Source organism: Streptomyces sp. WY228 (assembly GCF_019287315.1).
Classification (GTDB): Bacteria; Actinomycetota; Actinomycetes; order Streptomycetales; family Streptomycetaceae; genus Streptomyces; species Streptomyces caviscabies.
Genome location: NZ_CP079114.1, coordinates 792,446 through 807,362, shown reverse-complemented (window position 1 = coordinate 807,362; position 14,917 = coordinate 792,446). Strand labels below are relative to the sequence as shown.

Sequence of the window (14,917 nt, the reverse complement as noted above, 5' to 3'; positions counted from 1 at the left end):
CCCCGTCCAGGTGCTCTTCGAGCCCGGCACGGAGCGGATGCCCGAGGGTTCGACGCAGGCCGTCCGGTACCTCAGCAGGGGAGTGGCCCGCACCGGGCTGTGGAACCACGCCAACGGGCTGCCGCTCCCCGAGATCACGCTGACCGGTCACCGGCCCGGCCGGTTGGGCCGCGACCTCGGAAAGATCCGTGCCCAGGCGGCCGCCGAGACGGTCCGGCGGGAGCTGGAGACCGCGCTCGCCCAACTCCAGGACGGGCTGCCGGGGCCACACCTGAGCGCCGACCTCTTCACCGTCCGGCCGGTGTCGACGCGCGACCGGGGGAGTTCCGCCGCCGACGCCGTGCACATCACCGTCGACGACCGACGCGGCGGACCCCGGCGGGTCGCCGTCCGGGGCCTGCGCGGCGGCTCGCCCGACGACGGCCTCGACCCGATGGCCGAGCAGTGGCCGATCGGACGCCCGGTCACCGTGATTCGCCCCCGATTCGGCGAGCGGACGCCCCCGGAGTCGCTGTCCGTCTCCGAGGCGCCCGAGCCCGACCGGTCCTCCACCTCCGGGAAGGGCAAGAGCCCCGAGCCCGGTCCCCGGCGCTGGTTCCCCTACATCCGGACCGCCGACTCCCGGCCGGAACCCTTCCGGTACGAGGTCGCCGACACCGGGCACCTTCGCCTGCCGACCGGACGGCAGATCCCGCCCACCGGCTGGACGCGGTTCGGCGACGACTTCGTACACACCGAGGCCGGCGCCCTTCTGCGGGGCGACAGCGGCTGGCTGGGCCGGGTCGCCAACATCGACACCCTCGCGCCGGCCCTGTCGCATCTCGACCCGGACGCCGCTCCGTACCGCGTCACGACCGACGGTTCGTCGCTGCACCTGGTGCCCGAGGACAGCGGCGCCCCCGCGTTCCGCATCCCGCTGCGCGAGGGACCCGCGCCGCGCGCCCGCATCGACGACCGGCCGCGCGTCGTCGTGCGATCCTCCTTCGACGTACGCCGGATCGCCCTCGGCGGCGAGACGGTCACCGACCTGGAGATTCGCCTCGCGCTGCGCCCCGGGGACGGAGAAGAGGCCACCGACACCGTGCTGGCGCGGGTACGCGAGGGCGTGGAGGAGTTCTACAACCGCCCGGAACACCGTCTCCCCAACGGCGACCGGGTGCACATCACCATCACCCCGGTCGCGCCGGACGCCTCCCCCCACCTGACCGTCGACCTCGTCGGCCGGGACCGGCCGATGAACCAACGGGCGTGGTGGGCCGACGCCGAACCGGTGGAGTTCGCCCACGAGCTGGCCCACCAGCTCTTCCTGCGCGACGAGACCCGCGGGGCCGACAACCCGGCCCGGCTGCACGCCCCCGGCAGCCTCCTCGGGCCGTTCCGGGAGCAGGCGCCCGCCGGTCTCGCACAGGGCGGACTGCGCGACCGTCACCTCCAGGTGTGGGCCGCCGTCGTCGGCGATCTCCCGGCGCACGTCGTGGCGGACGGCACGAGCTGGGACCAGGCCTGGGCGGACACGAGGGAAGAGCGCAGAGAACGGGTGTGGGCCGACCCGGTGTCGCTGCCCGCACCCTCCCCGCAGACCGAGCCGGACGGCTCCGTGCCGCCACCGCTGCCCCCCGGAACCCTCCCGGCCGACTCCGACGAGAGCGCCGACCCCCCGGTCTGGACCTGGCCGGACTGGCTCGCCCCCGTCTTCGGATCGCAGTGGAGGCAGGCCCCGGAGGCCCGGCTCCAGGAGACTTCACAGGCCCTGTACGCACGTGCCGAGGAGACCGCCGCCGGCCGAAGCCTGCGCGACGGGCTGGCCGACCTCACCCGGCAGGTCCTGCACCTGCCGGACAACGCTCCGGTGACCGCCCAGGACGTACTGGCCCTGGGATCGCTGGCACTGGAGGCGTCCTCCGACGACCTCGCCAGTGCCGAGGATCTCGCGTTGTACTTCGTCGACCGGCAGATCGAGTTCCACAGCGATGCCCTGGCCGAAGACACCCTGGTGCGCACGGCCGACGGGCAGCCGGTCGGACGCGACTTCACCGACGCCGACGAGCCGGCGCCGGCCCTGGACGCCACCTTCACCGAACGGTTCGGCCGACTCACCCGACTGCGGGCGCCCTGGCGCAACCCGTACCTGTTCGTCGCGGAAGAGGCCGAGGGCGGCGGCATCGAGATCGTCACGCCCACCCGCACCTTCGTGGTGCGTGACGAAGCCGAGATGGCCCGGATCGTCTCCTACGACTCCCGCCGCCCGCCCGGCGCGGACATCGTCCTGGCGCTCCCCGCCGCGTACGCGCCCGCGGTCGCCGACTTGGTCGCCGGGACGACGGCCCGGCCCGTCTGGTATCCGCAGGGCCCCGTCGAGATCGCCACGCACCCCCGGACCCAGGTCCGCCACCTGGTGCTGCACCAGCCCGACGGCGACCCCGAGGCGGGCTGGGCCACGCCCCCGCCGCCCCGGGAACCCGGTCTGCCCGGAGCGCGCGACCTCAGCAGCGACAGCGAGTCCGACGCGGACAGCGAAACCGACAGCGACGGCGACGCGGAATTCGACCGTATGGTCGAGGAGTTGGAGCGCGAGCGCCGGATCGACGCGCTGCGCCCCCGGCCGCTGATCACCCGCGACTACCAGGTCGTCGACGAGAGCGGCACCGGGGTGCTGTTCACCGGGCCGGGGACCCGCACGGTGGGCGAGGTGTCCGCCACGGCTGATCCCGACGCACCCACCCTCGTCCTTCCCCGTCAGACCGGGGGCGAGGTCCGTGCGACCGAGCGGCCGCCGCTGCACATCTCCGCCGACCGCACCCTGGCGCTCCTCTCGGCAGGCGACGACACCACCGGCCGCTCCCGGCAGGTCTACGCCACCCGGGTCGCCATCGAGCGCGCCTCGGCTCGCCTCACCGCGGCCGGGGCCGGCGTGCGACTCGTCGCCGACCCGTCGGTGAGCCTTCTGCTGGACCACGAGGACGGCTCGACGGGAGAACCGCTGCTCCGGGTGGAGCCGCGGTTCCTGACCCCCTCAGGAGTGTCCGAACACGCCTTCACCCGGGATTTCGCCCGCATGGTGGCCGGCACCGGAGCCCCGCCCCTCTCCCACCTCGCCTTCCGCTCCCCGAGCGGAGCCCTGGCCACCGCCCCGGCCAACGCGCAGCACTCCCGCGAGGTCACCGGCACCCACCACCTGGCGCAGGCACTGGCCGGGATCGCCGACGGCACCCGCCCCGCCACCGATGCCACCCCCCGCTGGGCGGCCCACCAGGTCGCAGCCGACCCGCGGTTCGGCGGCGGGGTGGTGGGGGCGCCGATGCCCGGCGCGGCCTACGGCAGTGCCCTGAGCCAGACCCCGGACAACACCCGCCGCGGCCCGTTGACCGCGGCCGCGGCCCGTGCCGGAATCAACGAGTTCGCCTGGGCAGAGGTGGGCGAGGGCTATCTGATCCAGTCGGTCAGCACCACCAACGACGGCGTCGCCCAGCTCTTCACCCACAACCACGCCAAGCCCGGCGACCCGGCCGGCCCGCACGCCCCGTACCACTTCGCCCAGGTGGTGCTGGCCAGTGAGGACGGCACCCACCAGATCACCCTGGAGAACGAGACCCACACCCGCGCCGAGACCGCGGCGGACCAGCTCGACACCGTCGTCGACGAGAACCTGGAACGTTACGACGAGGACCAGCTGGAGCGGCTGGCGGACGACGCGGGCCGCCTCCTCGAGACGGCCCGGCGCGACGGAGCCGGGACCACCCCGCTGGAGAGCTTCATTCGCGCGGCACGGGCTCTCGTCGAGGTCCACCGGGCGGAGCAGGTCCAGTCGTACTTCACCGAGGACCGGCCCGAACACGCCCTGGCGCAGCGGGAGATCGACGTGGCCAGGGTCCGGGCCCGGGACGCCGTCCGGGCTGCCGCGCCCGTGACCGACAGCACGGACCTGTGGTTCTTCCGGGCCTACAGCAAGCGCCCCGGGGAATCGGCACACGCGGTCAACGCGGCCCTTCTGACGGACCACGCACCCTCCGTCGCCAACCCCCTCACCACGGTGGCCCTGCACGGCCACGCGCCGCTGTGGCACCACCGTACGATCCCCTTCGCACGGGAACGGCACACGCCGTCCGCCGAGGCGGACGCGACCCTGGACGGGGTGGCCCTGTCGCTCGTACGGGCCGGTCTGTGGAACCGGGCCCATGGCCTGCCCCTGCCGATGACCACCCTCACCGGCCACGGAAACCGCTCGCAGGCCAGCGGACGCAAGCGCGCCGAAGCGGTCCGGAGCGCCCTCCTGGCGCGGCTCGAACGGCTGCTGAAGGACCATCAGGCAGGCTCGTCCGGACCGCTCGTGACCCCCTCCGACTTCCCCGTGGCCCTGGAGGCGAAGCGGGTGCGGCGTGCGGCCGACCCGGATCTGGGCAGGCTGGTGACGGTCGGCATCGACGACCGGCGCGGAACCCCGGCCATGTCTCCGTCTCCCGCCACCTCCGCGCTGCCCTCCCGGACCGGCACCCCCGATCCGTCCAGGTCCGCGAGCCCCGCCCCGGCCGCCGGGGAACGCTCACGGTCCCCGCGACGCTCGACGCCCCCCGGCCCGGACCGCGGCACACCCGTGCCCGCATGGGTACAGGCCCGCATCCGGTACGCCCAGGAGTCCGCGGTCTTCGAACGGCGGCTGGCCGACCATCTCGCCGACAACCAGGCCGTGGTGGAGGAGTTCCGGAAGATGGCGCGGGCCGCCTGGGAGCAGGCGCGCATGCGGTACCCGAACGCTCTCGGCGCGTTCGGCAGCGCCGCCGCGGTCCACGACGGGGCCGTGGGAACGGGCCGGCCCGCCCTCCAGCGGGTCGTGCGCGACGGAAACCTGCGGGAGCTCGTGAGGCTGATGTTCCAGGGCATCTCCACCGACCTGGTGCCCGAGATGCTCGGCGGAGTCGAGGAGCAGCACCCGGAGATCGCCGCCGAGCGGCCCAGCCGGCGTACCGCCGAAGTCCGCTCCGAACTGGAGCGTCTGGCCCAGCGGTTGCAGAACGATCCCACCCTGTCCCCGCAGGAGCGGCAGGACCGGCTGAGGGAAGCCACCATGCCGCTGCTGGTGCAGACCGACCCGGGCGCGGTGCGGCCGCCTCTGAGCGACGCGGAGCGCGGGCTCGGGCCGGCCGACGGGCGGTTGGCCTGGTATCCGGCCTCCTCGCAGCACGACATCGCGATGAGCGCCGTGTTCCAGAGCCTGTCCGAGGACACCGGCGGCCTGGTCATGACCGGCACCTCGGGTTCGACGTACCGCTTCCTGGTGCATGCCGCGCGGATGCGGGACCAGTGGGGCGTCGACCTGGACCTCGGTCTGATCCGGGCCGGGATGATCGCCACTTCCCTGCCCGCCGGCCACCACTCGTTCCACGAGGTGATGCGCGGAGCCCAGCTCGCCCTCGACGACATGCCCGGCCACGACCCCGCCCTGGACTACCAGGACAACTGGGGCCGTTACTGGAACGTCTACCCGCTCACCGAGCAGGAACTGCGCGACCATGTCGCCCGGGACGGCCGGTTCCCCGACGAGCACGCCGGGGAAGCGCTCGCCGAGCCCGCACCGGTCGCACGGCGCTCGCTCCCGCTCCGGTCCATCCCGACCCGACCCGTGGCCGCCCGGCCCAACCGGCCCGCCCCGCAGCTCCCCAACCACCCGTCGGCCACGGCGCCGCCCCCGGCCGCCTCTCCCGCTGTCCGGCCGGTCACCGCCGCGGAGGCGGAGCAGCACCGCGAAGCCCTCCTCGACGCGCTGTACGGCCTCGGCTCCCTGGACGGCATCCCCAGGGAGGCGGCCGCCGAGGGCCTGGAACGGCTGGACCGGCTGCGTCAGGCCGACCCCGGGCTGAGCGGCGGGTTCCTCGACCTGGACGCCGTGGCCCGCCGCGTCCTGCTGATGGCCCCCGCCGACCCGCTGAACGCGGCGGCCCGGACCGCCTTGCTGCGGCTGGCCACCGATCCGTCCACCACCGGGGCCGTCGGCCTGGACGGACTCTCCGCCCACCACCTCGTCCGGCGCGGGGCCTTCCACCCCGACTTCCGGCTCACCGACGCGCAGGGGCGCGCACGCGGCTGGAACTGGCTCGGCCGGCCGCTGCCCGCCGACTTCGACCCCGACCACACCGGCCGCGTCACCCGCACACCCGACGGCACCACCGGACACAGCGACCCGTGGGACGCGCCGTGGCGTCCCGCCCCGGGCCACCCCGCCGCCTACACCCTGCTGCTCACCGCCGGCTCCGCATCCGCGGTGGTCCGCGGCCTCGGCGGATTCTCGCGCTCCGTCAGCCCCGAGGTGCTGCGCGAACTCCTGGCCCTGGACCCGGAACTGACCGGACAGGCCGCCGACGTGCCGCTGCTGCTGCACGTGGAACGCGCCACCGCCACGGACCTGGAGCTACCGCGCCGGATCGCGGACCGGCTCGGCCGCCAGGTCTGGGCCACCGCGGGACGAGCGGGCATCGGCCGGCTCCCGGGCACACCGGGCGGTTCGATGCTGCTCCTCCTGGACGAGGTGGACCGGGCTCCTCGGGCCCAGTGGCTCCTCAGCTCGCCCGCCACGTCCCCGGCCTCTCCCACCACCCCGTCCGACGACGGGATCGCCGCCGTCTCCATCGGCCACGGCGGTCCCGGGGCGACCGGCTACATCTCCATGGACCTCGCCTCCGACTCCGACGGCGGCTGGTCCCGGACTCTGGCGCACAGCGGACTGGGCTCGGTGACCGTATACACCCACCAGCGCAACGGCTACGGCTTCGGCCGCCCGGCGCCCGCCCCGGTGCCCTGGGTCGAACTCAACCTGGCCCAGCCCTACTTCGCGAACAACCACGGTCTGCCCGGTGCGGTCATGTGGCACACCCCGCTGGGCGAGCGCAGAGACGACGGCCCCCGGTTCGCCCGCACCCTCGCCCGCCGCCGCAGCCTGGCGTCCCTCGACCCCGAACATCCCGTGGTGCTGCTCATCTGCTACGCGGCGACGGCTCCCGGCATCGGCGAGATGCACGGCCGTCACATCGACGGTCCCCTTCCGTTCGTGCCGGACCCGCTCGCCTCCGTCGCGGTCGCCCAGCACACGGCCGACGAGACGGGGCGCACGGTGTTCGCCTCCGTCCTGATGAACGCCGTCGAACACCGGCCCACCGGTTCCCCCGAGCCTCGCATCAACCTCCAGACCGACGCCCGGGGCCGTGCCCACGACTGGGTCATGTTCCGGCCCGAGCCCACCGGCGACGCCGTTGACGCGCGGGCCCGTGACGCCGGACTCCACCAGGGACCCGGACCCGTCCCGCCCGAGACCGCCGAGCGGACCCTGCGACTCGTACGGGCGCTGCGCCGGATCTTCGGCCCCACGGTCGACGACACTCCGGAGTACCCGCGGCTGCTGCGCGGGATGGGCGCACTCGACCTGATGCGCGGTGCCGACCCCCGGCTCGACCGGGACGGTGCGCGCCGGTTCACCATGGACCTGTACGAGCAGATCCTGAGACGCCACTCCGGCGCCGATCTGTCCGGCCCGGTCCCGGCCTTCACGCCGGACGCCCACCGGGCCCTGCTGACCGAGGCGGCCGATCGCCTGGACGCGGGCCGACAGGGCCCGCTCACCGACTGGATCGGCCTGCCCCATCTGACCCACATGCTGGACGGCCTGGCCGCCGCGCCCCACCGCGCGACCCTGGCCCGCGAGGTCCTGGGCCTGGAGGCCACGGATCCGGTGGGGGAGGCCGAACTCTCCCGGCTGCTGTGGGCGTCCTACCGCGTGGCCACCTTCGCCAACGGACAGGACCACGGTCTGTTCGCCGCTGTCGTGCTGCACCTGCCGGCACCGGACGCCACCCGGTACGACGAGGCCCTCCAGGTGGCGCGCCGGGCCGCCGCGGCCGGCCGTGACCTCTGGCAGGTCCACGAGCTGACCGCCTTCCACCTGGAGCAGCAGGGCGTACTCGACGAGGACCGGCTCCTCACGCGTGACGACGGCACATCATGGGGACGCGCCCTGGACGGTGTCGATCGCCCGGAAGGCGCCTTCGACCCCTCCGTGATCACGCTGCTGGGCCGTGCCGCCGACGGATCGCTCGTCCCGGTGGGCACCGAACCGGCCCCTTGGGCGGCCGATCCGCACCGCCCGGCGCCCTTCGTGTACGTCGCCGACGGGGACGCCGACGCGCTGCGCATGCCGGGACCGGTGCCGCCCCGGGAGTTCGGCGAACTGGTCTTCCGCGACCCGGAGCTGGTCGCCGAGGACGGGTACGCCGAGGTCGTCGCGGTGATCCCGCACGGCTCTCCGGCAGCGGGCAACCCGGCCGGCGGCACCGTACCGGGCGAAGGCGCTCGCAACTCGGCCCGCAACTGGTGGACCACCAGCGGCGCCACCACCCTCCACCACGACCCGGCGACCGGTACGTACACCGTCGCGCTGCTCCCGGGCCCGGACGGACAGCCGGGCACCGCCGCCTCCTGGAGCCGGACCGAACCCTCCGACGGCGACCTTTCCGGCACCGCCCCCGACCCCGGGCATGCTCCGGTCCCGACGGCGGCCAACTCCGCCTCTTCGGCCGACGACCGCCTCACCTCCGTCTGGCAGGCGCACACACGGGCCCTGGCGGCTTTCGGCGAGGCCACCGCCGAGGCGGCAGGACTTCAACGGTCCGGGCAGGAGGCATCCGCGACCGAGTCGGCCTGGTCCCGGGCCGACGCCGCCCGCCGACCGCTGGAGGACGCCGAAGCCCGGCTCCGGGAAGGGGGAGTCGCGGCGGAGGCGCTGGGAGCCGCCCGGACCACCGCTCCCGTGGAGGATTCCACCCCGACCGACGCCGCCCCCGTGGTGCCCCGTGACGCGGAGCTGGTCCGCTGGCTCACCCGGCGGGTGACCGAAGCCGACCTGCCGTACGAAGCGCCGACACCCGGTGCCGACGAGACCGTGGGGATTCCCGAGCTGATGGAGGCGGGCGGCACGCCGAGCCCGGGCCAGCGCACCGAGGCGATGCTGCGCGCCGACGGCCGGCTGCCCGCGAGCACGCTCACCCCGCTCGATCTCACCCGGGTCCGTCTGAGCCGCGCCGAGCCCTGGACGCGGACGCTGGACAAGGTGGCCGCCGACGTGGCGCGGCGCCTGTGGGCGCAGACCCGCTCCGACCTCACCGCCGCCGCGCCGCAGGGCACCGACGACGAGCAGCTCGACCGAGCCTGGTCCGCCGCCCTGGCCCTGGTGCTGCCGCCCGAACCGCACCCGGTGCTCGCCGACTTCCGTTACGCGGCGGACGGCTACCGCGACGCGGTACGCCGCGTGGCCGCGCACCTTCTCGCGGAGGACTCGACGCCCTTCGGCACCGGGGACGCGCAGGACTCCGCCGCGGAGCTGGCCGACACCCTGCGCGCCGGTCTCGGCCTGCCACCGCGCTGGACCGCGTCGACCAGCTCCGCGGCGGCCGAGGAGTCTGCCCCGGAGCCGCCTCCGGCCGGCCGGTCGCAGTCCGGCGCCGACCTGGACAGCCTCGACTTCGGCGCCCTCGGCGACCTCGACGGATTCGGCTTCTCCCTCCCGGGAACAGATCTGCCGGACGCCGACCTGGGCCGGTTCCGCACCCCCGCGGGGCTGCACGACGCGCCCTGGGCAAGCGACGACAGGGGCAGGAAGCTGCCCGTCCCCTTCCTGGTCCAGGCCACTCCCGACGCGGACGACCCGGATCTGGTGGAGGTGACCCGGGAGGGCCGGACCCATCGGATGCCACTGGGGGAGTTCGCCGAACTCCTGGCCCACGAACCCGCATCGACGCGCCCGGCGCCGATCGTCCCGGTGGTGCTGGCCTTCCCGGACCCGGTGGCCGATCCCGGGCCCACCGCCGACCGGGTCGCCCGGCGGCTGGGTCGCGGTGTGTGGTGGACCGGCTTCCCGGCCGACCTCTCCGGCACGGACGACTCGGGAACCCCCGTGCTCACCCTGCGTGCCTCGGCCGACGGAAGCCTCCCCGGGTCCCGGTCCTGGCAGCAGGCGCAGCCCGCGCACCCCGGCCGGACGCAGGAGGCGTCACGCCCGCGTCCGGAGCCGCTGCCCCGGAGCGGCGGTCGTGTGGACCGGGGCGAAGAGCCCGGCCCCGACTGGGCGTTCGCCCCGGCCCACGAGTCGGGCCCCGCGCCCCTCTCGCCCGTCTCCGCAACGTCCTCGGCCGAGACGTCCACCGGCACGGACCTCGACCCCGAGACCTCCGGAGCCGCCCTCGCGCTGCTCTCGGACGCCACCCTGCTCACCGACGTGTCCGGCGCGGCGAGGGGCAGGGACTGGACCGGGGCGGCCGCCGGAGTCGTGGATCCGAGCCGGATACGTCTCCGCGGCCTCGGCGACGGCGCTGACGACGTGACCGAACAGCCCGCCCCCTGGGGGCGCGATGCCTATGTGATCGCGGCGGAGGGAGGCTACGAGGAGCTGTTCGCCGCGGGCCGTGAGCTCGGCCCGGACGAGATCGCGGAACTGCTGGCCGCCGACCCGGTGCTGGCTCTGCTGCCGCCCGGCGTCCCCGTGGTGCTGGCGAGCCCCTACGCGGGCGCACAGGACGGTCGGATCGCCCACGCCGTGGCGCGGCGACTGGGCCGGCGGGTCTGGGCGCCCAGCGGGGACGGGCGATTGGAGAGCATGACGGAGGCGCCCCCGGCACCCGGCTCCTCCCGCTCCGGAGCGGGCCCCCTGACACCGACGCTCGTGGACGCCGATCCGAACGCCGCGTACGGCGACTGGGTGCCGTTCGACCCGCCCGCCGACGGGGCGTCGGCCCTTTCCGTGGACCGCGAGTGGGTCACCGTCGACGGCATCCGGTTCAGGGACAGCGACGTGGACACGCGCCCCCTGGTCGGCTCCGACCACCGCTTCGAAGGCCGTGAGTCGATGCCGGACGACGGCCGCGGGCGGCTGCGGGAGCGGCGGCTGCGCCGCTGGCGCGAGATGCGCGAACGCACCCATGTCGTGCGCGTCGGCGACGCCTACCACACGGTCGCCTCCGAGGAGGTCACCCCCGATCCCGAGGCGTCCGTCTACACCTTCCACGCCCACGGCGTGCCCGGTGGCCTGAAGCTTGTCCACCAGGACGGCCGCGTGCTGTTGCTCGGGGCCGAAGAAGGCGGACGCTATGTCGGCGGGCTGCCCGAGGTGGTCGCCCGCGCCGCCGGAGACGAACTGCACCTCGCCAGTTGCTACGGAGGCGTCCCCGGGGACCCCCGACGCGACCAGCCGCAGACCAGGCCCGCACCGCCCGTCGAGGATCCCTGGGAAGAGGTGGCGACCGCCCAGCACGTCGCCAACCACAGCGGGCATACCACGACAGCGGCCACCGGACGCACCGGTTACAACGACACCGGCCGTCTGTTGGCCGCGACCCCGGACGGCACCTTCGCACGGATGGAGACCTTCCGTCCCGAACCGGTGGACGACACGGCGCGCTTCGCCGCCGTCGCCGGTCTCCGACCGCTCACCCACCCCTCCGGCCTGGACGCCTGGGACGGTACGGGACCGCGCGTCCTGCGCCTCGTCCGAGCGCTGCGTCAGGTCTTCGGCAACGACGTGGAAGCCGACCTGGGCGTCCCCGGCGGCCGTTACGAGCGGCTGCTGCGCGGGATCGGCGCACTGGAGACGCTGCGGGCCAACGACCCGTCGCTGGCCGCCCTGACGCCGCTCCGCCGTGAGCTGTGGGACCTGCTCGCCGCACCTCCCGGCGGGGCCCCGCCGACGGCCGCCGACCACGAGGCCGTCCTGGACCGGGCCCTGGCCGCTTCGAGCGACGCCTCCCTCACCGATGTGTGGACGGCTCCCGCGCTGAAGACCGCGCTGAGCCGGCTCGACACCCACGGCGACGCCGAGGTGCGCGCCGTGCTCCGACGTCCCGCCGGCCCGGTCGGTCCGCGCGACCGGGCCCGGGCGCTGTGGGCGATGACCGGGGCCGCCCGACTGCTGGACGCCCGTTCCCCCGCCGAGCGCGAGGAGGGCGGACGTACAGCGCTGCACGTGCCCGCCGACGCGCCGTGGGACGCCACAGCCGAAGTCCGGCTGCGGGAGCTGGCCGAACAGGCCCTGGCCGCGGGGCGGGCCGTCGGCGACCTTGGCGATCTTGCCGTCTTCCACCTGGAGTCGCTCGGCGCCTTCGCCGAGGGAACCCGTGTCCGCCGGCCGGGAGGAACCCTTCAGGGCCGCAACTGGGGGCCCGTGCCGACGCCCGGCGGAATCGACCCGCTCCGGCTCTCGGAGACGGGCCCGGACGGGACCGCCACCCTGCGGTTCGCCCCCTGGGCCCAGGAGGGAGCCCCCGCCCCCTGGTTCGTGTATGCGGAGACGGACGACTCCGGCGCGGTCGTCCTGCGTCTGCCGGGCGGAACGGTCCATGTGCCCCCGGACCAGGTCTACGCCCTCCTGGAATCCGACCCGGAGCCGGCACTCGTCAGCAGTCGCCGGCCGCTGGTGCTCCTGGTGTCCGGCCTGGACGCGGGACCGGACACCGCACTGGGGGAGTTCGCCCTGCGCAACGACCGGACGGTCTGGAGCTACGGCGGTCCGCTCCTGCTCCCCGAGGGGGACGGCCCGACGCATTCCGCCGTGCCGACCACCCGGCCGAACCCCCGGGTGGAACCGGCCGAGGCGAACCCCGAACCGGCCGCCTGGGTCAGCACCCGGCCGCGGCTCCCGGTCGCTTCCGTACGGCCTTCCCCGGCCGATTCCGCCAGGTGGAACGCGCAGCCGGAGGCGGATGCTTCCGCTGTCCCCGCGACGCCGCTGCCCTACTCGGCGGACGGCACGTTCGACAGGACGTTCGCCGAGACGGTGGCGGAGTTCCCGGTGGCCGACTCCACCGAGCGGCACACCGTGTGGGGCTTCGGTGAGGACGACCCGGACTACTACGCCTTCGTGGCGGAGATCCCGTCGCTGGGACTGCGCGGCGAGTACACGTCGGACGGCCCGTCCGCCGGCGGCGTCACCGACATGTCCGGGCGTATCCACCGCGACGGACCCGCGTGGAACTGGTACCTGCCCGGCCGCGGTCTGGTCGCCTCCTCCCGGCTGGAGACGCGCAAGGGCGTGGCGGAGCCCGTACCGGTCGGCTGGCCGGCCACCGGGCCGGTCAGTCCGACGCCCCCCGTGGATCCGGCCGTGGTCGCCGCCGCCCCCGTCGCGCTGGAGGGCGCGACGCTGCCGGACGCCCTCTGGCGCGACCACGACGGCCCGTTGTACCGCTTCAGCCCCGATGGCCCCGAGCGGATCTTCAGCGAGGGGCTCAAGCCGTACGGCCCCGAGATGGTCCATCTGATCGACCACGTCTACGGCGGCAGCGCGCTGGTTCCGAACACGGTCTTCGCGAGCTCCACCGCCAACCCGCACTACGTACGCGACAGCGCGCTGTCCAACCCGCTGGGAGCCGACGCCCTCCACCGCCGCTATCGCTGGCGCTACGACATCCAGGCACCCGGCGGTATCGACGTGAACGCCACCCTGGGGCTCGCCTCACCCTTCCCCGACCAGGAGGAGGTGCTCTTCCCCGGAGGTATCGCCCGCCGGTACATCCGAGGCGCGCAGCCGATGATGTCCGGGATGGCGGTAGGCCCGTACATCCCCAACCCGCACTTCGAGCCGCACGCCCGGGTCCAGGCCGAGGACGCGGACTTCTCGGGCCCGGCGGCGCCGGGCGCCGGGCCGGTCCTGGAGTCGTTCCCGGCGCTGTCCCTGGACACCGACGGTGAGTCGGACTCGGACGACGACCCCAGGCCGCTGTTGTCGCGGGACGACTCGACTCCGCCACCCTCGCGCGGTCGGGAGCCGTCGACGGACCGCGAGACCACCCCGGCTCCGGCCGCGCCCCGGCCGGCCGTCGAACCGGAGGACTCCTCGGACTCCGACGAGGACGCCGACGAACTCCCCGCGCCTGCCTGGGTCCTGGCACGCGTGCGCTACGCACAGGAAGCGCTGTACTTCGAACGCCGACTGGCCGCTCACCTGGGCGAGAACCGTCAGATCAACGAGGAGTTCGGCAAGGTCGTACGGGCTTTCTGGCACATCGCCCTGAGCAACCGCTTGGACTACCGGCTGTTCGGCAGCGACAGAGGCGAGGACGGTGGTGCGGTCGGCACCGCGTACGAGAACCTCGCGCGGGTGGTCGAATCGGGCAACCTGCGCGAACGGGTCACCTTCCTGTTCAACGGCGTCGCCAGCAATCTCGTCCCCTACCTCATGGGCGGCGTCGAGCCTCAGCACCCGGTGATCGGAGTGGAGCGCCGCGACCGGCACCGGAGTGAGCAACTGAGGCGGTTCGAGCGTGAGGTGGCCGAACTCCGGGACGCGGAGCTGGACCCCGAGGACGAGGCGCAGGAGATGGCGGAGCTGGAGGCGATGCTGCGTACGCCGCTGCGGCCCCACGAGGTGGGGCCGGCGCTGAGCCCGGCCGAACGGCGCCTCGCCGTCCGCGACGGCATCCTGCTGTGGTCGCCCGCCGGGCAGTTGCACACGCTGCCCATGGCCGCCGATTTCCAGGCGCGCTCCGAGGACTCCGGCGGCCTGGTCCTGACCGGAACCTCCGGCAGCGCCTATCGGATCATCACGCACGTGGCCCGGTTGAACCGGCTCGCCGGGGTGTCGGTGGACCTCGGCCTGATCCGGTCGGGACTGGCGAGCATCCTCGTCGGCGTCGGTCATCACAGCTTCCACGAGGTGATGACCGGTGCGCAGCACGCTCTCGACGAGATCGATCCCGGGGCGGCCTCCGTCTACGCCGACAACTGGGGGCGCTACTGGGACGTCCTCCCGCTGACGGAGGAGGAGCTGCGGACTTTTGTCGCCCGGGAGGGACGGTTCCCGGACGAGCACGCCAGGGCGCTGTCGACCGTACTGGAGGAACAGGAGCGGCGCCGTGCCGAGGGCCGCCCGGACGGGGGAGAGCCGTGA

The 14,917-nt window shown here is 74.5% G+C and carries 1 protein-coding gene (only partly in view); it reads left to right on the top strand.

Translation table 11 applies throughout. The features are described from left to right. Positions 1-14,917, top strand: the final stretch of a protein-coding gene (locus KV381_RS03325; protein ID WP_218784440.1) for a lonely Cys domain-containing protein. The gene continues 17,879 nt to the left of window position 1, outside the view; the window shows 14,917 of its 32,796 coding nt (coding positions 17,880-32,796); the start codon falls outside the window, past its left edge; the stop codon is at positions 14,915-14,917.